Annotated in this window: 18 protein-coding genes; 15 read left to right on the forward strand and 3 right to left on the reverse strand. The window is 45.2% G+C overall.

Translation table 11 applies throughout. From position 1 onward, the window contains the following. Positions 1 to 105 precede the first annotated feature (105 nt). A complete protein-coding gene (locus tag C2I18_RS27815; RefSeq protein WP_249898931.1) occupies positions 106 to 849 on the reverse strand; it encodes a suppressor of fused domain protein in 744 nt (247 codons plus the stop codon). A gap of 272 nt (positions 850 to 1,121) precedes the next feature. Here C2I18_RS27815 and C2I18_RS27820 point away from each other — a divergent pair, with 272 nt between their 5' ends. The 3 genes from C2I18_RS27820 to C2I18_RS27830 all read left to right on the forward strand — a co-directional run bounded on the left by C2I18_RS27820 (position 1,122) and on the right by C2I18_RS27830 (position 3,657). Continuing rightward, the gene (locus C2I18_RS27820) at positions 1,122 to 1,979 is read left to right on the forward strand and encodes a DUF421 domain-containing protein (RefSeq protein WP_249898932.1); all 858 of its coding nucleotides are present in this window, start codon (positions 1,122 to 1,124) and stop codon (positions 1,977 to 1,979) included. Positions 1,980 to 2,233: 254 nt separating this feature from the next. Further along, positions 2,234 to 2,581: a winged helix-turn-helix transcriptional regulator gene (locus tag C2I18_RS27825; protein WP_249898933.1), complete on the forward strand. Its 348-nt coding sequence runs from the start codon at positions 2,234 to 2,236 to the stop codon at positions 2,579 to 2,581. A 188-nt stretch (positions 2,582 to 2,769) separates the two neighbouring features. Continuing rightward, positions 2,770 to 3,657: an SDR family oxidoreductase gene (locus tag C2I18_RS27830; protein ID WP_249898934.1), complete on the forward strand. Its 888-nt coding sequence runs from the start codon at positions 2,770 to 2,772 to the stop codon at positions 3,655 to 3,657. Between the two features lie 112 nt (positions 3,658 to 3,769). Here the strand turns inward: C2I18_RS27830 and C2I18_RS27835 are convergent, their stop codons facing one another. Beyond that, positions 3,770 to 4,654: a GNAT family N-acetyltransferase gene (locus C2I18_RS27835; RefSeq protein ID WP_249898935.1), complete on the reverse strand. Its 885-nt coding sequence runs from the start codon at positions 4,652 to 4,654 to the stop codon at positions 3,770 to 3,772. Positions 4,655 to 4,656: 2 nt separating this feature from the next. Further along, positions 4,657 to 7,140: an S-layer homology domain-containing protein gene (locus C2I18_RS27840; protein WP_249898936.1), complete on the reverse strand. Its 2,484-nt coding sequence runs from the start codon at positions 7,138 to 7,140 to the stop codon at positions 4,657 to 4,659. Between the two features lie 533 nt (positions 7,141 to 7,673). Between C2I18_RS27840 and C2I18_RS27845 the strand changes: the two genes are divergently transcribed. The 12 genes from C2I18_RS27845 to rpmG all read left to right on the forward strand — a co-directional run bounded on the left by C2I18_RS27845 (position 7,674) and on the right by rpmG (position 21,587). Continuing rightward, positions 7,674 to 8,831, forward strand: a complete 1,158-nt coding sequence (locus C2I18_RS27845; protein WP_249898937.1) for a CobW family GTP-binding protein — start codon at positions 7,674 to 7,676, stop codon at positions 8,829 to 8,831. A 23-nt stretch (positions 8,832 to 8,854) separates the two neighbouring features. Then, on the forward strand, positions 8,855 to 10,042 hold the full coding sequence (locus C2I18_RS27850) for a GTP-binding protein (protein ID WP_249898938.1): 1,188 nt from the start codon (positions 8,855 to 8,857) through the stop codon (positions 10,040 to 10,042). A gap of 154 nt (positions 10,043 to 10,196) precedes the next feature. After that, entirely contained in the window at positions 10,197 to 10,655 is a 459-nt protein-coding gene (locus tag C2I18_RS27855) for a hypothetical protein (RefSeq protein ID WP_249898939.1), read from the forward strand. 213 nt (positions 10,656 to 10,868) lie between these two features. Beyond that, positions 10,869 to 11,330, forward strand: a complete 462-nt coding sequence (locus C2I18_RS27860) for a Fur family transcriptional regulator (RefSeq protein ID WP_249898940.1) — start codon at positions 10,869 to 10,871, stop codon at positions 11,328 to 11,330. Positions 11,331 to 11,431: 101 nt separating this feature from the next. Then, positions 11,432 to 12,505 (forward strand): ABC transporter substrate-binding protein, encoded by a 1,074-nt coding sequence (locus C2I18_RS27865; RefSeq protein WP_249898941.1) that lies wholly within the window; start codon positions 11,432 to 11,434, stop codon positions 12,503 to 12,505. Further along, entirely contained in the window at positions 12,495 to 13,520 is a 1,026-nt protein-coding gene (locus C2I18_RS27870) for a FecCD family ABC transporter permease (RefSeq protein WP_249898942.1), read from the forward strand. The genes C2I18_RS27865 and C2I18_RS27870 overlap by 11 nt, the downstream gene beginning before the upstream one ends. Continuing rightward, complete coding sequence (locus C2I18_RS27875) at positions 13,517 to 14,311, forward strand: ABC transporter ATP-binding protein (RefSeq protein WP_249898943.1); 795 nt, start codon at positions 13,517 to 13,519, stop codon at positions 14,309 to 14,311. The genes C2I18_RS27870 and C2I18_RS27875 overlap by 4 nt, the downstream gene beginning before the upstream one ends. Positions 14,312 to 14,329: 18 nt before the next feature. Beyond that, the gene (locus C2I18_RS27880) at positions 14,330 to 15,259 is read left to right on the forward strand and encodes a magnesium chelatase ATPase subunit I (protein ID WP_249898944.1); all 930 of its coding nucleotides are present in this window, start codon (positions 14,330 to 14,332) and stop codon (positions 15,257 to 15,259) included. Beyond that, a complete protein-coding gene (locus tag C2I18_RS27885; RefSeq protein WP_249898945.1) occupies positions 15,256 to 17,187 on the forward strand; it encodes a VWA domain-containing protein in 1,932 nt (643 codons plus the stop codon). Before C2I18_RS27880 ends, C2I18_RS27885 begins: the two co-directional genes overlap by 4 nt. 23 nt (positions 17,188 to 17,210) lie before the next feature. Beyond that, positions 17,211 to 20,888, forward strand: a complete 3,678-nt coding sequence (locus C2I18_RS27890) for a cobaltochelatase subunit CobN (RefSeq protein ID WP_249898946.1) — start codon at positions 17,211 to 17,213, stop codon at positions 20,886 to 20,888. 165 nt (positions 20,889 to 21,053) lie between these two features. Beyond that, complete coding sequence (locus C2I18_RS27895; RefSeq protein ID WP_249898947.1) at positions 21,054 to 21,323, forward strand: type B 50S ribosomal protein L31; 270 nt, start codon at positions 21,054 to 21,056, stop codon at positions 21,321 to 21,323. 114 nt (positions 21,324 to 21,437) lie between these two features. Continuing rightward, positions 21,438 to 21,587 (forward strand): 50S ribosomal protein L33, encoded by a 150-nt coding sequence (rpmG, locus tag C2I18_RS27900; protein ID WP_249898948.1) that lies wholly within the window; start codon positions 21,438 to 21,440, stop codon positions 21,585 to 21,587. The last annotated feature ends 1,091 nt before the right edge of the window (positions 21,588 to 22,678 follow it).

Genomic DNA, 22,678 nt, shown 5'->3' on the forward strand with positions numbered 1-22,678 from the left:
ATCCTTGTGATGCTGAATATTGGAAAACGAAAGGCTGAGCCCAAAGTCATACCCATGACTCTGGCTCAGCCTTTTAAGCTGCTTCAAACCCGTTAAACCGGGCAGTTATTTACAAGCATTGGGGCGATTTGGGTTCAGAACGAGAAAATCACCGGGCAGCCCGGACAGCTTGGCAACCAGTTCTTCCACACCGGACTCCAATTTAAATTCCATCTCTTCGCGGTACAGCGGAACGAGGAAATATACTTGAACCTGGTTGCCATCTTTCGTAGGAACCGTGCTGACCTCTTCCGGCAGAGCAAGCAGGATCGCGCCGGACAGCTCCGTGTTTGGCGCATATGGCTCGTAATCCTCCGTGTTGGGGATGGTATGGCCGTATCCAAGCCATGTCTGATACATATGCGGGAACCGGGCGAGCATCTTCATCAGCCGGATCGGCCAGTAGTTCTCCTCCGCTTCAAAATCCTTCTGCGTAAGCGGCCAGTCCGCCGGCAAAAACATCATCAGCTCTGTACGTTCAAGATGCTTGTACTCTTCGCGGATCTCTTGTGGAAGGGTCATCGGCAGATCGCTCATCCCGTTGGTATACAGCACCCGGTACGGCTCGTCAGGTGCAGGTTCCATAATGTTCACATCAATATGTACGATGTCTGAAATCAGTTCATGGAACACACCGGTTTCCCGGTTTGGAAAGACTTTATTAAAGTGTTCGTTTAATTCTTCCATGTACAAAATGTCGGAGGGAGGCGTAAGCTGCTGCTCATCCGGAGCGTCATAGCCGTAAATTGTGGTACCGTCTTCCGATTTGCCCATAACCTTGCCGCCAAACAGTTTTTTGAAAAAGTTCATGTCTTTGCGCTCCTCTGTGCGGGTTTTGAGTTACGTGCGAAATAAAGGATGCTGCGATTCAATTCCTGATTCTGGGAGGTTTAAAACCTCACTTGGAAGTATAACAAAAGGCATAGCCCGGAGCGATGGGTCTATGGATTCGATTTGCAAAGAATATCTATGAAAAAAATCTTGAATATAATTATGATTTCAGGCAATAGTAACCTCTAGAACTCTTTAATGAAAAATCTAACAATAGAGGAAAGCTGATGCAACCGGGAGGAACATCTTATATGCCAGAATGGATCGAAATTTCATTAAGAACGTTGTCGGCTGTAGCCGTTCTTTTTCTCATCACTAAAATGTTGGGAAAGCGCCAAGTTTCAGAACTTTCCTTATTCGAATACATGACCGGTATTACTTTAGGTAACCTAATCGGTTACATTTCCCTAGATACGGATATCAGCTGGTATTTAGGGTTTGTTGCCTTGTTTGTTTGGGTAGCCATATCCACTGGAACAGAATATTTGACTTTAAAGAGTAAGAAATTAAGAGATGTAGTTGACGGGAAAGCAACGGTACTTGTCGAAAATGGAATACTGCTAAAGGATGGCCTGAAAAAAGAACGTTTGACTGTAGATGAATTCCTGGAACAGCTCCGCAAAAAAGATGTGTTTAGAGTAGCTGATATAGAATTTGCTGTAATGGAGCAGAGCGGAGACATAAGCATCCTGCTGAAAAAGGAATACCAGCCTCTTAATGCAGACATGTTAGGGTACCGTATTTCCTCTGAACATGTACCAAAAACAATTATTATCGATGGGCATATTTTGCCTGACATGCTAGAAGCATCGGGTAAAGATGAAGAGTGGATTCATAAAGAACTCCGCAAGTTAAACCTGAAAGTCGGGGATGTATCCATCGGTCAAGTCGACAGTAAAGGAGAAATCACCGTACAAACGGGCTCAGCATCCTTACCGAAACCGGCCTCTCAGAAACCTAAGGATCAAATTGCAGAGTTGGTTAAAAGATTACAGGATGACTTGTCTTTACGAATGCAGCTTGTACTAAACGACCAAGAAAAACTTGAATATCAACAGGCTCTGGATCACTTTAAAACAGCCATACATGCTTATCAGACTAAGACTTGAAATACGCCGGAAGGGGGACTTGAACAAGGTCCCTTTCTCCGCAAAATGGCCGATGAATCTGATGAGCGGCTCCAGACCGGAATTTAGTAACTTTTGGGCATGGGCTCGGTATTATACCGGGCTCATGCCTTTTATTTTTAAGATTGCAGCTAAAATCAAGGAAATAAAACAGACAGCATATATGACAAGGAAAGTGGATTTAATCCATAAATGTACTATAATTGTGGAAATTAAAGAGGGATGGTGTTTCTCAATTGAAGACGGTTTATTGTGATCTGGAAATTACCTTGGATGTCATTGGCGGAAAGTGGAGACCTCTTATTCTGTATTACTTAATCAAAGGTCCTAAACGGACCGGTGAATTGAAAAGGCTCATCCCATCCATTTCTCAGAAAATGTTAGTACAGTCGTTGCGGGAGCTCGAGAGTAATAATTTGATTATAAGAAAAATGTACAATCAGGTACCGCCAAAAGTGGAATATGCAGTATCAGAACTAGGTTTGTCACTTGAACCCACTTTGCGAGCGCTTTGTGATTGGGGGCAGAATTATGCAGAGAAATCATCGAACAAGGATGAATATCAGAGATTGAACGTTGAATAGAGTAATTTTAAAAATCAATTTATCCTTTACTTCATCACAATTATCACTTTTTAGTTACTATATAACTTAAAAGTACGTACTATTTTAAATGTGATACATGATTCATAATGAAACTTGTTACTTGATGACCATCAAAGATTTGCGATGATTAGCAATTTCAAAAGTGATAAAAGTACAAAGGAGTAATTATGGATAAAATACTTATTACTGGAGCAACAGGTAATCTCGGCAGCAGGACACTGGAGCTTCTTCTTAAAAAAGTTCCGTCAAATCAGGTCGCTGTATTGGTACGCGATCCGCAAACAAAAAAAATGGAAAGGTATGTTAAAGAAGGTGTAGAAGTTCACCAAGGCGACTATTTTGATTATAACTCCCTTCTCCGGGCTTTTGATGGTATTGATAAAGTCATGCTTATTTCCGCGCAGGCATTTACCGACCGCAATACACAACATTTCAATGTCATCGCAGCTGCAAAACAGGCTGGTGTCAAACAAGTGATTTTTACGTCGATCATACGGAGAGAACATTCAAATCTTATTGTGCCCGAAGTATCAGAGTCAGACTTATTTGCTGAACAAACGCTTAAAGCATCCGGATTAGACTATACTATTCTACGGAACCCGCCATACCTTGAAGTCATGCATATGTATTTCGGCGATGCGCTTAAAGCCGGCGTGCGAGTACCAGAGGGTTCCGGTAAAGTAGCCGCTGCATCTCTGGACGATTTGGCAGCAGCCAACGTAGCCGTTCTGACTCAAAACGGGCACGAAAATAAGTCATATACTCTAAGTGGCAGCGAGGGAAGCTCTTTTGCAGACATCGCTGAAGCCCTTTCGGAGATTAATGAAATGAATATCCCTTATGAGGCAATCAGCGAAAAAGAATATGTAGACACAATGGTAGCAAATGGCTTGCCTGTTTTTATGACTGATTTCTTATTAGGTTGGGTGCGAGGAGTCAACACTGGAGAATTCTCAGAGACCTCCGGGGATCTTGAACGTCTGATTGGCCGAAAACCAATGACATATAAGGAATTCTTTAAAATCAAATCTCAGTTTTCTAAAAATGAAGTTTAAAGTTAGAGAAATAGAGAAGGGGAGTAAAGAAATAATAAAGATCCGGCGAATGCCGGATCTTTTTAATGTGTTCTGAATATTGACCATTCGTCCGCTCCGGACAGGAACTTACTTAAGCCCGCAGCACTTTTTCCGTCCGCCACAGCACCTCAAGCTTGAGATCCGGGTGCACAAGATGACGTTTGAGAAAAGAAACCATCGGCGTATTATAGGCTTCAACGAACAGGATTCCTTGGTCAAACTGCGGATCGGCGGAAAGCCGGAGCAGCATCTCCCGGCCAAGCGCAGCGCCTCTCGCCATCCGCTGGTACGGTTTGCTTACAAACATGGTCTTCAGCAACATCTTCCGTTCACCGAAGGCTTCTACAATCATCCATCCCGCAATGCGGTTCCTGTGCCGCATAATGAGACTTCGTTCATAATCAATAAACTCTTCCTCCGCAAAAGGGTGCAGCTCGGCCGGATACCAGTCTCCTTCACCGAGGTTCAGATTAGACCGTTCGTCATCCGTAAGGGTGGTGAAGGAATCCAGAATAAAGTCTTCGGGAAGACTTAACCGGCTTGCCCAGTCAAGCTGCAGCGCCGCCTGAAACGGGCCGGAGCAAATATAGATGCCGGGCCTGGGAGGAGAGAAGCCGCAGGAGGTTAAGTATTCCGCTTCTGCAGACTCCGTCTCAGTCCCGGCTATATACTCGGTAAACAAGCTGGAGGCACCATTGCGGCGGACAGCCCGGCCCAGCTCAGACATCAGCCGGCGGCCGATTCCCTGCCTGCGGTACTCGGAATCTACCGTCACGCCAAGCACCTTTGCTCTTCCGCCGGCGGTGGATAGGGAAACCGCGCCAAGTCCTGCCGGTACACCGTCAGCGTAAGCTCCGAATACAATCAGCGAATCGGGCAGGGGAGACGGCACCGGAAGCATCTGCGGCGGCAGCAGGGCGCCGAACTCCGCTGGAATCGTCCTGCGAAAGACGCTTAAAGTCAACCTGCCGGGCATGATCAGTTAGGCGCCGGGAGATCGACGATGAGTTCGTTAACGATCAGCGCGTTCTTAGTGAAGTCATGGACATTAGTAACGGTAACCAGGAACTTACCAAAGAGGATGTTGTGACTGGCTACTGCCTCAGGTTTTAATTCAAGGTAAATTGTTTTCGGGTCTTCGGGATGTCCCCAATTAATAGTGTAGTCATTGCCTAATTCCAGCAGCGTTTTGTCGGTTTCAAAATTACCGCTGGCAGAGTAGAACAGGGTTGCGGAAGCCGATGTACCTAAGGTCGTATAAACAGCCTCGTTTACACTCAATTTAATTTTTCCGTCCTGATACGAAGAGCCGGTGATTTCAGGCGCAATATTATCAAATTGAACAGGTAAAGAGAAGCTTGTCGGCTCTGCTCCCTGTCTAACGAGTGTGAAAATTAATGCGGGCGCTGTTCCGCTTGTGTCCGGAGTTTCGGCAGGCTTGACGGATATATTATCCTGACCTTCACTAACGACTAAATCCAAATTGGCCGAACTTATTTTCAATTCAATCGTATTGTTATTGTCCAGATCTTTGACTTCATACGTACGCGAGGTGCTATTGTATTGGATGGTTTGTTCTTGTCCGTTATGCAGAACTTTCACCAAATTTTTAATGTTACGTTTCGAATATTCCTCAATTTGGAGGTCAGTTCCAATAATAACCTCGGATGAATTGTTCTGATACCGGTTCATCATAAAGACGGCGTCCGGGCTGGAAGTTACTTCCCACTCATTAACTTCGGGGATTACGGAGTTTCTGAAATCATCAATTGCCAGATCAAGCATATCTATCGCTTCCGAGATTTCTCCGTGTCCGGCCTGGGTAATGGACAGCAGCGTTTCCGCAGTCAAGATTGCGTTGCCGAGGACATCCTTGACCGATTCCGGATATTGTCCGGGAGCCGTTCCTGTCACGGCATGATCATAAAGAGATTTTGCTTCCTTGATCAGGTCTTCTAACTGGTCCCGGCCCGTGTATACAGTGTCTACTTTATTGATGACCGGAGATTTTTTACCGCTAACCCCTTGGATGACATTGCTTGTGAGCGCGGGTTGATAGGATATAGTCAACTTTTCGCCAGGGTGGAACTCGTATCCGCCGAGATCAACATAGACGGACTGACTGACTACGGATACCGATTCCTCGTTCAGCTCACGCTCATATGGTGTATTACCGTCATAGCCAAAGACTTTGAAATCCTGATAATTCGGGAAAAACTCCGTGCTCAGCTCCTCGTTATACTTGATCTCCAGTGTTGTAGCATTCTTAAACTGTACAGTAGGAGTTTGCATTAATGGAAGAACAATCTCAAGGGTGCCGGATGGATCGGAAATATTGCCTGCCGCGTCGGCAGCTACTACTTTGTACATGCCTGCAGGGAGCTGTTGGGTGGAAATACCCGTTTCCATATTTGCCGTAGTGACCGGGGATTTGGCGGCTTGACCTATTGCTACAAGCTGGTCCAATCCCTCAACCCTTCCTGGGATGTTCTCGAAAGGCACAAGATATACAGTACCGGTTTCATTACTGGAAATCCAAACCGGAGAGCCTTGAGTTACCAGGGAATTGCTGTACAGCGTTAAAACTGGGCGCGTTGTGTCCGGTGCCGCAGTCGGCTCTGAAGAAGGCTCAGGGGTCGCAGTAGCTGTAGGCGCCGGTGTTGGCTCTGAAGGTGTTGCGGTCGGCTCCGGGGTCGTTGTAGGGACCGCCGTAGGAGCAGGGGTATAAACGGGTACAGATGTTGCTGTTGGAGTAGGTGCAGGCGTAGGCGTTGGGGTAGCCGTAGGAGACTGGGAAGGCACGGCCGTCGGCGCTGGCGTCGGAGAATATACGGCCTGCACATTCAGGAACCGGCCGGCCAGGACGGCAACCTGTTCGCGTGTTGCCGTACCCGTCGGGTTGAAGCTGTTGCTTCCGGTACCGTTCATCAGCCCCAGCTCGACTGCATAACCTACAGCATCCTTCGCATAGTCGGCAATGCCGACGGTGTCTCTAAAACTCAATGAGGCGCCTTTTCCTGCGATATCCGCTTCCGTCTGGCCTAATGCGCGCACAAATAAAACGGCCATGTCCTGGCGGGAAAGAGTGCCGCCATAGCCGAAATTACCATTCCCCATCCCTTTAATCAGCTCCGCTTTAGCGGCTGCCTCCACATATTTGTAAGCATAGCTTGTCGTAGGCACATCGCTGAATGTAGCGGTCGCAGGTGCAGAGTCGACATCCAGTTTAAGCGCTTTGGCCAGAACGATTGCAAAGTCCTGGCGTGTGATTTTGCCGGCAGGGTTAAAAGTTCCGTCCCCATTGCCGTTAAGAATTCCTTTCTCTACCAGCTCATGGATGGCATCTTTGGCGAAGGAGTTGGAGATGTCTGTAAAATCCGTGCTTGCTCCGTAAGCCGGAGCCATAATGGCGTTCAGCAGAGCCGTCGTTGTCATCACGCTTGCAAGAATCTTCTTGTTCAATGTATTTCCCCCTATTTTATGTATTACTGCTCTAATTCAGGAAAACCGATCCAAAACCTTTAATTTAAAATTTAAGATTTTCAATCTTTATGTCGGTTTAACCGGGGGCTTTTTTTAGGTCTTTTTTCACAGTCGGCCAAGAAAAATTTTAACATTTACATATGCTGGCTTAGGACCCGGTTTTCTCTTGTCAAAGCATTTATGAACTCGCCTGGTTTTAGATTTAAAGGGGCAGCTGTGTACTTAACTCCTTGCTTAAATGGTCTATTCTGTTCAATGTATTGACGCCGTGCACGATCTTTTCTATTTGCTATTGTTTAATCTCCTTTAATGTTTAGACCATCAAATTTAGCACTTTTAAATCGTAACTATACTGCAGTAACTTATATGAAAATAAGATCCGATATTGACAAAAAATTAACAGGGAAGTAAGATGACTGTTAAAAGTTATTAGTAATATTTACGATTAAAACAATCAGACAGTAACAATTGTTACTGCTTTGAAATGGATTTTGGAGAAGGGCGGATCATAAATGAGTCGTGTACCTATCACAGTAATATCCGGATATTTAGGATCTGGAAAGACTACAATGCTCCTGCATCTTTTACTGTGTAAAGAACATTTGCGTATCGGACTGATCGTTAATGATTTGGCTGAAGTCAACGTGGATGCGAAGACTATTGAGAAAAGCGAGTTCTTTACGGACAAGGACCGTCTAGTGGTCATGTCCTCCGGCAGCATCAGTTCAGATTTAAAAAGGGAATTAATCGAGTCTGTGTATTATTTAGCTGCATCAGGTGAAGTGGATTTGATTATTGTTGAAGCTTCAGGCGTTGCACTACCGCAGTTAATAGCGAATACCATCATTAACGGAGTCACTCAAGAAGGAGTACCACTTAATACAGTCTCACGTTTGGATACTAATGTTACGGTTGTAGATGGATACAGGATTTTAGGGCAGTTCACCTCCGAAGATGGCATGTATAACGATGAATATGTAGACAGCAACCAATTGATCATCAATCAAATTGAATTTTGTGATGTACTGGTCTTCAATAAAGTTGATTTGTTAGCTCAAGCTGAAAAAGAATATTTGTCATCGTTTGTTAGGAAAATCCAGCCGCGAGCTAAGTTTATTGAAACTTCCTTTAGTCGTGTCATTGTAAAAGATGTCCTGAACACCGGATTGTTTGATGAAAGCAGTGGCATTCAAGACTTTCTGGATACAGAAGATCTAAGTGAATTTGTAGAGAATGAAGCAGACCAGCTTGGCATTCAGTCGTTTGTTTACTGCAGAAGAGAGCCCTTTCATCCTTTGCGTTTTGATCAATGGCTCGATCGTTGGCCGCGGGAAGTAACAAGGTGTAAAGGGGTAATGTGGCTGATCACGCAAGCTGAAACGGTGTTCAAGATTTCTCAATCAGGACGGGCGATGGACATCATTCCCGCAGGCTACTGGATTGCTTCCCTCAATCCGGTGGAGATTACACAGTTATTTAAAGTTAGAGAAGGACTGAAAGAGATTTGGGATCCTCGATTTGGTGATCGCATGATTGAGCTCGTCTTTATAGGAAAAAACATGAACAAAGAGCAAATCATACACGATCTAGATGCCTGTCTGGTCCAAGAGGATGAATCCGTGGATAGTAACGAAGATCCATTTAAGTTACCGGCGCAGGAATACAATTAAAAAAGCAGAAAAGAGGCGTACATATGGCACAAGATAAAATCCCTGTCACTGTACTATGCGGTTATCTTGGATCCGGTAAAACCACCGTACTTAATCATGTATTGAACAACAGAAAGGGCTTAAAGGTTGCTGTTATTGTGAATGATATGAGCGAAGTTAATATTGATGCTGAACTGGTTAGAGATGGGGGAGGTTTGTCCCGAACTGAAGAAAAACTGGTAGAGCTGTCCAATGGGTGTATATGCTGTACGCTTCGTGAGGATTTGTTGACCGATGTGGAGAAGCTGGCATTGGAAAAGAAATTTGATTACATATTGATTGAATCAACCGGTATTGGCGAACCTGTTCCAGTAGCGCAAACATTCAGTTATGTAGATGAGGAAAACGGAATTGATCTCACCCGTTTAACCAGATTGGATACCATGGTTACTGTAGTTAATGCCCCCGAGTTTCTGAAGGATTACAACTCTAAAGAAACACTTCAGGACCGCGGACAACAGGCAGTGGAAGGAGATCGACGCAGAATCGTTAATCTTTTAATCGAACAAGTAGAGTTTTGTGATGTTCTTGTTATTAATAAATGTGATCTGGTGTCATCAGAAGAACTTGCTCATCTAGAAGCTGTACTTACAGGCATACAGCCGACTGCCAAAATCATTAAATCTGTTCAGGGGAATGTAGATGTGAATGAAATTTTGAATACAAAAAGATTTGATTTTGAGCAGGCAAGCCACTCTGCCGGTTGGGTCAAGGAACTAATGAAGGAAGAACATGTCCCAGAAACAGAAGAGTATGGTATTTATTCGTTTGTGTATAAAAGAAAAATCCCATTTCATCCAGAACGCTTATTGAAATGGATTGCAAAATGGCCAGGAGAGGTTGTGCGAGCCAAAGGAATTATGTGGATTGCCACCCGCGACCGCAATGCGATCTCGCTCAGTCAAGCAGGAAGTTCTAAACAGCTTTCCAGAGCGGGTCTGTGGACAGCTGCTTTATCCGAAGAGGAGAAGCAGGCATTTGGTATTCATGAGGATACATTGAAATCGCCGGATTGGGATGCGAAGTGGGGGGATCGTGTAACCAAGCTTGTGTTCATTGGAGTGGACATGGATCAAAACGGAATTGTCACTTCATTAGATCAAACCCTTCTGACCGAAGCAGAGATGAAGCAGGACTGGAATAAGCTAAATGATCCGCTACCCGCTTTTTAGTGAACGGCTGACGTACAACTATTGGACTGAGGGAGGAAACTAGCTTAAATTAAAGCGGCTTGGTCTAGGCATTCGTCGGACTAAGCCGTTTTATCTTTATGGACCGTGCGCTAAGAAATGGGTGCTCCTATTCAATAATATTTGGAGGATTGAAATGAAGATTAACAATACAGAAGAAAAGATAATCAGTAATCACTCAGAACAGCAATGGCGACGCAGAGAGAAAGAGTTGACTGCTTGGCTACAGCGCTCTAAACAAAAGCAGCGGCCAAAACAAACGGCATATGTGGACAATATTGAAATTGATATAGAATTGCTCGGGACTCTTACACTCTTGAGGCGCATGAACATTCAAACGGAATTCTCTTGTGCTGGAGTAAGTATTTTGGATGAACCGCAGGATCATTCACTCTATGGGTACTTGACGCTTATTGCATCGAGTGAAGCAGATCAATTTGTGAAAATAGCCATGCAGTACATGAGACATCGTCTTTTGGTGACCTATGAACCCTCACGTAACCGCTATGACCTGTCGTCTTTTTATATTGGGCACAATCGTTCCTTTTGCTTGCTCTTGGAGAAAAGTGCTCAGTTATTCCAATTAGGGCGTTGAGGTTGACACATAAATAGCTAAGTTGTAAAATAATTTAATCGTAATAATTACGATTAGAGAGGGGTGGATATTTGAAATAAATCAATACACTTGCTTGTACAGAAACTGGCGAACATGACTATGCAACAATCGTGAACACCTTAATAGGAAAGCGGAGGGAATGTAAGATGTAACAAGTCGAGGTTCCGGTCTTAAGCTAAAAGGAGACGGTAAATGGGCAGCAAATGGTTAGAACTAGTTGAAGCGATGGAGGAGAAGGGGCTTCGAGTAACTTTTCAGCGAAAACTTATTGCAGAAGTGTTCTCATCTACGAAGGGGTTTGTGCTTCCCCGCCAAATCCATTCTTATATTGCTAAAGATATCCCAGGAGTCAGCTATGATACAGTTTATCGGAACCTTAGAGTTATGGTGGATATTGGGTTAATTGAAGAATTTGATTTCAAAGAAGGCCTCCGCTACAAATTAAAATGTGGTCCCGACCACCACCATCATCACTTCATTTGCTTGGAATGCCACAAAACATATCCTCTTGAGTTCTGTCCGATTGATATGGGAATTCAGCCCCCAAAAGCATTTGAAGTGATTTCTCACAAATTTGAAGCTTACGGTTATTGTGAAGAATGTGTTCAGCAGAAAAACAAGGCTGAAATTAATGCTGAGAAAGTAAAAAAATAATTAAAAAAGGCGGAACTACAATGGCCAAAAAGTCAAAAGTAGTAAAAGAACTAAAAAGACAAGCTGGTAATATTGCATCTTAGATGACAAGGGGGATTTTTATGAATATAAGAGTTAAATCCATAGTTGCTTTAATGATTGCCGGCATGTTTGCATTAACAGGTTGCGGAGTTAACCAGGGCAATAATCAATCCGCTGCCTCTCAGACCACTGCCTCCAGCGATCCTCTACAGACTCCTGAAGTTACTCCTGCACCAGAGGTGAAGAGTGAATTTCTGACTTTTACAGATAGCGAGGAGCGTACAGTCACCCTTAAAAGCCAGCCGCAGCGGATTGTAGTCATGTCGCCTGAAATCTTGAACATGCTGTATGCCATTGGGGGAACGGTAGTTGGAAGAGCTGATGCAACAGACATTGATATTCCGGCAGGCGCGGAACAGGCTGAAAGCGTGGGACAGGTATCTGAAGTCAGCACTGAAAAATTAGTGGCGCTTGCCCCAGATCTCGTTATCGGCCAGCCAAGATTCCATAGAGATTTGGCACAAACATTGGAGAGCAGCGGTATTCCCCTTGCTCTAATGCAGGTTTCTTCCTATGACCAAATATCAACGACATTGAAATTGCTCGGTACCATTGCAGGCAAAGAAGAAGCAGCCAAACAGGCAGCAGCCGCTTTGGATCAACGAGTAGGAGAGATTAAAGATAAAATCCCCGAGAAGCAACTGACCTTTGCCAACCTGAATGTAACACCAGGGTCTGTTTCTATCCAGCGCACAGGAACCATTGGTCTGGATATTGCCAAGAGCTTGAATATGGTTAACATTGCCGAGCAGATGGAAGCAGATGCAAAGAGCCCGACGACGGTTCCATACAGTTTGGAAAAGCTTGTTGAGCAGGATCCTGACTACATATTCCTGATCATTCACGGCAGCAGAGCTGCCGGTCAGAAAAAAATCAAAACAGACATGGAAAGCAACCCAGCTTGGAGCTCGCTGACAGCAGTGAAAGAAAAGCATGTAATCATTGTTCCTTCTTCTTTATTTTTGACCAACCCGGGCTTGAATTATGATAAATCATTAACTTATTTGGCCCAATATGTTTACCCTGATATTTTTGGAACACCTGTACAGGAAGAAGCTTCCGAAACTTCAGGCAAATCTGCTCATGGAAAATAAACATATTCAATCAGGCGAAGTTAATCTCCGGGATAAACCTGCCTATGCGCTTGTAATGATTGCCCTCTTTGCCGTTACGGCATTGGGGGCTATCATTTTTGGCATCTCTGTCGGGGCTGTAAAGGTTCCTTTACAGGACCTGATCCGATATGTGTTTGATCCGGACTTTGAAGGTCCGCTCCGCAATATAGTATGGAATATACGAATTCCCAGAGTCATTGTCGGAGTGTTTGTAGGTGCAGGACTTGCAGTTTCAGGATCTTTGCTGCAGGGGGTAATGCGCAACCCTTTAGCCGATCCGCACATTATCGGTGTATCCAGCGGTGCTGGCCTTTTTGGCATCTTTGTAATGATTGTGCTGCCTCAATTTGAATACTTATTGACGCCTGTAGCTTTTGTCGGGGCATCTGCAGCCGCCGCTATTATTTATGTTTTAGCCTGGAAGGATGGGGTCCAGCCTGTAAGGATTGTACTTGCTGGCGTGGCAGTTTCCGCTTTTCTCGGCTCAGGCATATCGGGTCTAATGATCTTTTACAGTGACCGTGTACAAAGCGCACTTGTATTTATGGTCGGCGGGTTGGCGGCCAAAAGCTGGCCGCATGTTCAAATAATTGGACCTTATGCGTTAATTGGAATTCTGTTAGCTGGGTTTGGGGCCAAGAAGATGAACCTGCTTATGCTCGGGGACTCGGCAGCCCGTAATTTGGGAGTTCGTGTGGAGTGGTTAAGATTGGGAATGACTGCCGTTGCCACGCTGCTTGCGGCAAGTTCGGTCAGTGTAGCAGGCTTGTTAGGCTTTGTCGGACTAATTGTCCCACATGCAGCACGTCTTGTAATAGGTACCGATTACCGGTTCCTGGTCCCTGCTTCTGCACTGCTTGGGGCTGCTGTAATTACATTTTGTGATACCATTGCCCGTATCGTATGGGCTCCAACTGAGCTCCCCGTAGGCATTATTATGGGTGCACTTGGCGCTCCGTTCTTTCTGTATTTGTTGAGGAGGAAAGCGGCATGAATGCATTAAAGGTACAGAATCTGTCTCTTAAATATTCAGGTGGAAGAATGATTGTGGACCAGCTCTCGCAGACGTTTGAAGAAGGAAAGGTATACAGCATCATTGGTCCGAATGGCTGTGGTAAAAGTACATTGCTGAAAGCATTGGCAAGACAGCTGAAGCCTGTCTGGGGAGATCTATGGCTAAAGGGTAAAGCGATGAATCGAATGTCTCCCAAAGAGGTTGCCCAGTATCTTTCATACCTGGCACAATCACAGGAACCTGTTGACTTAAAAGTGAGAAGTCTTGTCCGTTATGGGAGGACGCCACATCACTCGATCATGAAGCAGGCTCTCCCAGAGGACGAAAAGATTATTGAATGGGCGCTGCAAGCAACCTCGCTAGAACGATTGGCTGATCGGAATGTTACGTCTTTAAGCGGAGGGGAAAGACAGCGGGCATGGATTGCCATGTCTCTTGCACAACAGCCGAAGTTTATGCTGCTGGATGAGCCTACTACGTATCTGGATGTCAGCCATCAGATGGAGGTCTTGGAGCTTTCGCGGAACTTGAACAAGCAGTATGGAATGACGATTATTATGGTACTGCATGATATGAATCATGCTTGCCAGTTCTCGGATGAAGTCATTGTTATGAAAGAAGGAAAGATTTATGCCCAGGGGCGGCCGGAAAGCGTAATGACGACTGATTTAATGAAAGAAGTGTTTGGTGTCAAGGCCGTGATTAACAAAGATGAAGAAACAGGAAATCCGGTTTGCTGGGTTAAAGGCAGGTATAAACCATTAAAATAATATAAAGGACGGATAAGGATGACAGCTTTGGAACATGAATACCCTTTCTCGGCAATTATGGGTCAGGAATCCATGAAGACTGCCCTGCTGCTTAACATGATTAATCCACGACTTGGCGGGGTGCTAATTCGGGGGGAAAAGGGAACCGCTAAATCAACAGCGGTCCGGGCAGTAGCCGGCTTATTGGAGGATATGAAAGTCGTTAATTTACCGGTCAGTGCGACAGAAGACCGTGTTGTAGGAACGCTTGATATTCAGCATGCCATTCAATCGGGGGAAAAGAGGTTTGAACCAGGTCTGCTCGCCCAGGCTGACAAGCAGATTCTTTATGTCGATGAAATCAATTTACTGGACGATCATATTGTGGACGTGTTGCTGGATGCGGCTGCATCCGGTATAAACACGGTGGAGCGTGAAGGCATCTCGCATTCACATGCTGCGCGGTTTATTCTGATCGGCACGATGAATCCCGAAGAAGGAGATCTTCGTCCTCAACTGCTGGACCGGTTTGCTCTTTCAGTCGAAGTTAAGGGTGAGAAGGAGATCTCCCAAAGGGTTGAAGTGGTTCGAAGACGTATGGATTATGAGGCAGACCCTTATCAATTCATTCAGCGCTTCAGGTTGGAACAGGATTCATTGACCCGGCAAATCAGGCAGGCCAGAGAACGATTGCCCAAGCTGGAAGTTTCAGATGACATTATTCAGAAGGCAGCAGAAATTGCTTTAGCCCTTCAAGTGGACGGCCATCGTTCAGATATTACAATGATCAAGACAGCTGTCACTCTTGCGGCTTATAACAATAACGACAAGGTTGAACTCAGTGATCTTTATTATGCCGCAATGCTTGCAATGCCGCATCGGCTCAAACGTATTCCCTTTGGGGAATTGGAAGACAGTACAGACAAAATTCACAGTGTTCTTCATAGCCTTGGGTTAGCAAGCCTATGAAGCGACCGGTGTACCCCTTTGCAGCGATTGTGGGAAAGGATTCTGCTAAAACTGCGCTCCTCATGCATGCTGTTCATCCGGGACTCGGGGGGGTGCTCGTGTCCGGAACTAGCGGTACTGCAAAAACAGCGCTGATTCGCGGCCTGGCAGAGTTGATGCCCGATCAGCGGTTGGTTGAGGTTCCGCTAGGCATAACCGAAGATCGTTTACTAGGTGCCATTGATATAAGCAAGATGACTATTTCAGGCAGCAAACGACTGCAGAAAGGATTGCTTGTAAAGGCGAACGAAAACCTTCTTCATGCTGATAACATTAATCTTCTTCCTTCCATGTTAATACATTCCATTATTGAAAGCGCCAAAACTGGCCGTTTGTATATAGAACGAGAAGGAGTTTCGTTTCTTCTCCCCACCCGTTTTCGCCTTTTGGCTTCAATGAATCCTGAGGAAGGCAAGCTCCAGGAAGGCTGCCTTGACTGGTTTGGACTCTATATAGGTGTAGACAATGAGAACGGTCTTTCGGAACGAAAAGAAATCATCCGCCGGCAATTGGCCTATGAACAGGACCCACGGCGGTTTGCAGCTTCGTTCAGTGAGCAAACGGAGCAGCTTCGACAGCGTATCCGGACAGCCCAGCTGCTTTTATCAAAGGTTCAGCCTACAGTACAAATTTTTGAACTGGCTTCATATGTGGCTGAAGAGGCTGGTTGTGAAGGGCATCGTGCCGAGTATTATCTTATTCAGTGTGCACGAGCTTTGGCAGCTTGGGCTGACCGGACAGAAATAAGGAATGAGGATATAAGACAGGCCGCAGAATGGGTACTGCCGCATCGCATGAAGACCTTCTCCGAGAGCAGTAAACAAAGGGAGCAGGACAGGAACCGTGAAGAACCTCAGTCTAATGAAAGTCGGGATGATAGGGAAGCGAGTGGAGAACCGAAACAACAGTCCGTATCCGCAAATGAATCGTCAGAAGCCAGCGAGGCCGATTCTGGTACGGTAGATAACAGCTCAGCCTTGCAGAATTCTAAAAAAGGGCCGTCTGCTAAGCGAAACGCTGAAACCCTGCTGCCGGAATCGGTACAATCCATAGGAAGAACTTTTGCTGCGCGTGCTATAGAATTCCGCGAGAAAAAAAAGCTAGTGAGAAGCGGACCGGGAAAACGTAATTTAACACGCTCCGGAACAAAACAAGGCAGATATGTAAGGTTTATAACCCCTAAGGGAAAAATCACAGACCTCGCGTTGGATGCAACACTCCGTGCGGCAGCTCCTTATCAACATATCCGGAAAAACAACGGGATGTCAGTAGTCATTGAATCCGGTGACCTTCGTCAAAAGGTAAGAGACAATCGCACCGGAACCACGATGCAGTTTGTCGTAGATGCAAGCGGCTCTATGGCTGCACGAAAGCGGATGGAGGCAGTTAAGGGAGCGATTTTATCCATGCTCCTGGATGCTTATCAAAAGCGAGACCGGATCGGAATGGTAGCCTTCCGCAGGGGAAAGGCGGATGTGGTACTTCAGCTAACCCGGAGTGTTGATCTAGCTGCTCAACAGCTCAGCGTGCTGCCTACAGGAGGAAAAACGCCTCTAACACTTGGAATTATGCGCGGCTGGGAGGTTCTTGATGCAGCCAGACGCAAGGATAAAGAACTGATACCCGTTATGATTGTTATAACGGATGGTAAGGCCAATGAAGGGGTGAAGACTGGACAATCCGTTCAGCAGATTATGGATGAGTGCCTAAGGACAGGAAGAGCTTTCCGGGAATCAGGCATACATGCACTTGTTCTTGATACAGAGCAGGGATACATTCGTTTAGGATACGCTGCAAAGCTGGCCAATGCAATGGGCGCAGCTTATTACAAGCTGGAAGAGCTCGATGAAAAGGCAGTTGTTGCTGCGGTAAGACAGATGATTAAATAAATACCAAGTAAGGAGCTGTTAATATGAAGCTGGTTTTATTCACCGCCTCACAGGCGGTTGTCCGCGACTTGTCAGAAGTATATAGCGAACTTTCAGACCAGCAGAAACAGGAACTTGATCTTTCTGTATTTCCTATGGAGCAAAGAGTAACAGATCATGTTTCTATGATCATATCGAAAGCCATCCAACAGGCAGATTTTATTATTCACGATCCCCATGGCATGTCAGTGGGTGCGATTCAGCAATTGCTTGCAGTCTGTTCAAGCTTACAGGCACATCAGGTTGCGGTAGGCGGAAATGTAGAACAGATTCGCAGTTTGATTTCACTAGGGACGTTAAAAGCTGCGGATTTACAGAGGGGGGCCATGCAGCTCACGGACAAGAAGCAGCGGGATTATGAGGCTTTGCAGCGGATACGAAACTATTGGCAGGGTTCTAAGAAAGAGAACATCCGAAACTTACTATACTTTGTAATGCAAGAATATGGAGATGGTAATAACGTGTGGCCTGTTCCAGCAGAGCCGGCACTTTTACATGGTGTAAATCTTTATGATGTTGCCAATTCTAAAGGATATGATGATGAATTAGCATACTGGAAAGCAAACGGGGGTGATGCTTCCAAACCTACTATAGCCATGCTGTTCATGGAATCCTCCTATCCTATGGACACGCATCATATTGTAATTGACATTGCCACCAGATTAAAGCAGCATGCAAACGTACTTCAAATTGCTTTTTCCTCCATCACGGGTGTCGATGTAAACCGGCTTCGAAAGCTGCTTATTCATGGAGGAGCCAGCGGCGGCAAAGTTAATCTAATAGTCAATTTCATTCCTTTCCGGCTCGGGGCAGGACCGGTAGGGGGAGATTCGTCAGCGGTAATCCGGCTGCTTGAGGAACTCCAAGCGCCCTTACTTCATCCGTTCTTTTTAACAAGGAAGGATCGTACCGATTGGGAAAATGCTCTGGAGGGCTTATCCCCTTCGGAATTTATGGTTCAAATGATGCTGCCAGAGCTTGATGGTTCTATTGACATGCTCCCGATCGCGGCACTGGGAATGGGAGGCGTCGATGACAATCTCGGGGTTTCCTGGAAGGAGCTGCAGCTGATTGAAGATAGAGCAGGCCGGTTAACAAGCCGTATTGTACGTTGGCTCACCCTGCAAACCAAAAAAACCCAAGAAAAAAAGTTGGCCATTATTGGTTACAACTATCCGCCTGGAGAGGGCAATTTGTTTGGCGGTTCTTTTCTGGATACATTCCAGTCCATCTCCCGGATATTAACCGCACTCAAAAAGCAAGGATATGATGTTGAAGAGATGACCGCTGAAGAGCTTCGCGACACCATGCTGGGAGGAGGTTTGATAAACTCTGCTATGTGGTCAAGCGATCTGACATCTTCTGCAATGCTGCGTTTTCCAAGCCAGCTTTACCATGGCACCGTGAATACGGAACGGGCTGCAAAAATGCTTAAACAATGGGGTAAAGCTCCTGGAGAAATTATGTCGTGGGACGATGACTTTCTGATTCCCGGATTTATCAACGGAAATATCTTTATTGGGTTGCAACCTTCCCGGGGTATACATGAAGATCAGGAAAAATCTTACCATGACAAATCGTTGTTGCCTCCGCATCAATATTTAGCATTTTATGAATACTTACGAGAACAATTCCAGGCCGATGCTTTTCTGCATGTTGGCACGCATGGCACTTTGGAATTTATGGAAGGTAAGGAGGCTGGGATGTCAGGAGACTGCCTGCCTGATGAACTGATCGCGGATATTCCCCACTTTTACTATTACTATCTCGGAAACCCGTCGGAAGCCATGATCGCCAAACGCAGAAGCCATGCGGTGCTGGTCAGTTATCAATCTCCTCCGTTTGTAGATGGCGAATTATACGGGGAGTTTCTGCGATTGGATGAGCTGCTTCACAGTCACCGGCAGGCCGAACGCCTTAGTCCTAATCAATGCCCCGATATCGCAGAACAGATCCGCCAGTGTGCCGCCGAGCTGCATTTAGATGGACAGGACCTAGATCGTGTAGAAGGTGAGCTATATCGCATGCGGCGTTCTCTGATTCCCAAAGGACTTCATGTGCTGGGAGAAGGATATAGTACTCAAGGCGCTGCCGATCATTTAAAGTTTGTACTCAGGCATGATCGCCAGGAAGCACGCTCCCTTGCTCATTTGGCTGCAGAAGGACACGGCTGGAATTATGATGCGTTGCTTAAAATGGGGCGCATCGAGAAGTTAATACAGCTGGATACAGAAGTTGCTGAATATATAGCTGAATTTATCCATTCTGGGCAAATCCCTCCTCCACCTGCGGGATTAAAATGTAAGGAAGATTGGGTGCATACATGGGAATTCGGGCGACAAGTCTATGAGGCATCACTTCAAAACTTTGAGCTTGAGCAGCTTATACGCGGGTTAGACGGTAAATACATTCCAGTCAAGCTGGCAGGTGATGTTGTGCGTCACCCCGATATTTTACCCTCCGGATATAACCTGGTGCAATTCGACCCCCGTTCGGTTCCGAGCGATACAGCTGTCCGCAGAGGGGCTGATCTGGCTGATAATACAATAGATCTCTATTATAAGCAGTACGGACAGTATCCTGTCACAACCGCTGTTGTTATGTGGGGGCTGGAAACCTCCAGAACACAAGGAGAAACATTTGGTCAAATACTGAGTTATCTTGGCATCCGTATATCAGGCCGGAATAGGTTCAACCAGCCTGAGTATAAAATAATTCCTTTACACGAGCTTGGCAGACCCCGGCTGAACGTTGTAGTCAATATTTGCGGTTTTTTCCGGGATATGTTCCCTAACTTGGTTGAAACGCTAAATTACTTATTCTCCCTGGTTGCAGGAATGGATGAGGCTGAGGAAGACAATAGATTTAAGAAGCATACCCAGAACCTGTACCAGCATCTTCAGGAAAAAGGCTTTGATAAAGAGGACGCGTGGGATCTTGCCTGTGCCCGCGTGTTTGGTCCTCCTGAAGGCGAATATGGGACAAGGGTTAACAAGCTGATTGAAACTAAAAGCTGGTCTGAGGAATCAGAGCTTGGAAAAAGCTTTAGTGAGAGCTTGAAATATGTCTACAGTGGTAAATACCGGGGCCGCAATATTAGCAACCTTTTTGAGACAAATCTGACTGCAGTTGATATCGTTTCACAGGTGCGCAGCAATCACGAGCATGAAGTTACTGATCTGGATCACTATTATGAATATTTTGGCGGTTTGTCCAAGTCGGTAGAGCTCGCCAAGGGCACCCGCCCAGAAATTTTCATTTCGGATACAACCGGTGAAAAAGTAATGACAGAAGAAGTCGCCAAATCTATTCAAAGAGGATTGCAGACACGTCTGTTGAACCCTAAATGGATTGATGGACTGCTAGAGCATTCTTACCATGGTACCCAAAAGATTGCACAGCGCTTTGAAAATATGTTAGGACTAGCTGCTACAACGAACAAGGTGGAGTCCTGGATGTTTTCATCTCTGCATGAGACCTATGTTGCCGATGAAGAACGGAGCAGACAACTGGAAAACAACAACAGCTGGTCATATCATCATTTGCTTGAGACTCTGCTTGAATGCCATCAGCGCGGCTATTGGACTGCATCGGAGGAAGAGCTGGAGCAGCTACAGAACCGGTTTATGGAGCTTGAGGGTGAGATGGAAGAGATCGATTGAACATAAAAAGTGGAGGGACCAGCCTCTTATACAACCGGATGACTAACCGCTGTATGAATAGCAGTGTGGAGTTTGACAAATCAGATAAATACACGTATTCTTAAATAGTGGTTTATTCGTAAACATTACTAATAAGGTTGAATATAAAGAAAGTGAGTGATTGTTATGAGACAAGGCATCCATCCCAAGTACGAGAAGGTAATTTTTTTAGATGCAAGCGTCGGTTTTTCATTCCTTAGCGCTTCAACCAGAAGCTCTTCTGAAACAATGGAGTGGGAGGATGGGCAAACTTATCCGGTAATCCGTGTAGATTCAAGCTCAGCCTCACACCCATTTTATACTGGTAGACAGAAGCATACTGAAACTGGCGGACGCGTTGATAAGTTTAACCAGCGTTTGAATGCGCATAAAGAACGGAATAACGCTTCTCAATAAGAGGTAACATTCAAGGAGGAAATGGCAGAAAAGCGAAAGCTATTCACAAGAGCATCTCACAAGAAAATGTGAGATGCTGCAGCCGTTTCCATTAACTAAAAGGAGCTGAGACGCGTGAGAGTTGTTGTTACATTAGCTTGTACAGAAACAGGCGACCGCAACTATACCACTACCAAAAACAAGAGAAACCATCCGGAACGTCTAGAAATGAAAAAATATTCACCACGCCTGAAGCGAATGACTTTGCACCGCGAAACCCGGTGATAACGGATGTACGAAAGGTTTCCTTGTACCTTACCCAGGTATCAGAAGGAAACCTTTTTCTTCATTCAGGAAAACTATAATATAGAAAAAAATGAATGTGAGGTTGTATTTTTAATACTAAAACTTAAAGAGGGGATCGGCATTGGGACTAATATCTTTATGTTCTTGTCGCCGACACGTTGCAGCTAATATTGCCGAAAAGGCCCCAAACCAACTTATATACATATGTACAAAATACGGGTTTTGTGAAGAAGTAGTAAGTAAATAAACCGGACCGGCTTAATCTAAGCTGTTTTACAGTCAAATTGGCTTAATTGTTTTATTCTCCATAAATTGTTTTTTACGGTTCTTTATTTTCTTAGTTCTTCTTGATTTTAGTTTTATTGTGATTTGTTTTATTTTTCTAAGTAATTTTTGTTTTAGATTGTTGTTCTGAATCTCTGAATTGTTGTATTACATATTGTACCCAGGCTTTGTGAATTGGCTAAATTATATGACCAAATCCGGCGCGTTCAAATTCTTAACCGGATTTCCCGGATCTGATTAATTAATCCATTTATCCGTAATCCGTTCGATTAAGCTATTAATCGTTCAATCACTGGTTGATCTCATTGATCTCTTTATATAAGCTTACATCTGCTGATCCCCAAATTTGCTGGTATTCTTAACTTTAGCATGCCCGATAATCACCTCGGCCGCCTCCCTCGTATATTTTTATTATTTTACAAAGTCAGGCTAACAGATCGTAGGTGTGAGTTACGCTAACGGACACAGCGTCCGTTATTTGCCGAAAATCGCCCCGCTTCCACCGCTAACGGACCGTAGTTCCTTTATTCCGCTAAATGTTAGACAAATTACGCCCTTTCGGATGAAATAACGGACCTAGGGTCCGTTAGCCTTCCAAAACACACTTCTAGGGCAAAATAACGGATCTACAGTCCGTTAGCAAGCCAAGTAATCATTCCCCAGCGCGGATGATGTATCGGCGGAAAGGAAAAGTGTGTGTATAACGGGACCAGTGTGTCCATTCACGCTGACGGGATCGGTACGTGCAGTCAGGCTAACGGATCGTATGTGTGAGTTACGCTAAC

It is taken from the genome of Paenibacillus sp. PK3_47 (assembly GCF_023520895.1).
Lineage (GTDB): Bacteria > Bacillota > Bacilli > Paenibacillales > Paenibacillaceae > Paenibacillus_AQ.

Coding starts and splice junctions, on each gene's coding strand:
- C2I18_RS27815 (WP_249898931.1), bottom strand. CDS start 849: ATGAACTTTTTCAAAAAACTGTTTGGCGGCAAGGTTATGGGCAAATCG.
- C2I18_RS27820 (WP_249898932.1), top strand. CDS start 1,122: ATGCCAGAATGGATCGAAATTTCATTAAGAACGTTGTCGGCTGTAGCC.
- C2I18_RS27830 (WP_249898934.1), top strand. CDS start 2,770: ATGGATAAAATACTTATTACTGGAGCAACAGGTAATCTCGGCAGCAGG.
- C2I18_RS27835 (WP_249898935.1), bottom strand. CDS start 4,654: ATGCCCGGCAGGTTGACTTTAAGCGTCTTTCGCAGGACGATTCCAGCG.
- C2I18_RS27845 (WP_249898937.1), top strand. CDS start 7,674: ATGAGTCGTGTACCTATCACAGTAATATCCGGATATTTAGGATCTGGA.
- C2I18_RS27850 (WP_249898938.1), top strand. CDS start 8,855: ATGGCACAAGATAAAATCCCTGTCACTGTACTATGCGGTTATCTTGGA.
- C2I18_RS27855 (WP_249898939.1), top strand. CDS start 10,197: ATGAAGATTAACAATACAGAAGAAAAGATAATCAGTAATCACTCAGAA.
- C2I18_RS27860 (WP_249898940.1), top strand. CDS start 10,869: ATGGGCAGCAAATGGTTAGAACTAGTTGAAGCGATGGAGGAGAAGGGG.
- C2I18_RS27865 (WP_249898941.1), top strand. CDS start 11,432: ATGAATATAAGAGTTAAATCCATAGTTGCTTTAATGATTGCCGGCATG.
- C2I18_RS27870 (WP_249898942.1), top strand. CDS start 12,495: ATGGAAAATAAACATATTCAATCAGGCGAAGTTAATCTCCGGGATAAA.
- C2I18_RS27875 (WP_249898943.1), top strand. CDS start 13,517: ATGAATGCATTAAAGGTACAGAATCTGTCTCTTAAATATTCAGGTGGA.
- C2I18_RS27880 (WP_249898944.1), top strand. CDS start 14,330: ATGACAGCTTTGGAACATGAATACCCTTTCTCGGCAATTATGGGTCAG.
- C2I18_RS27885 (WP_249898945.1), top strand. CDS start 15,256: ATGAAGCGACCGGTGTACCCCTTTGCAGCGATTGTGGGAAAGGATTCT.
- C2I18_RS27890 (WP_249898946.1), top strand. CDS start 17,211: ATGAAGCTGGTTTTATTCACCGCCTCACAGGCGGTTGTCCGCGACTTG.
- C2I18_RS27895 (WP_249898947.1), top strand. CDS start 21,054: ATGAGACAAGGCATCCATCCCAAGTACGAGAAGGTAATTTTTTTAGAT.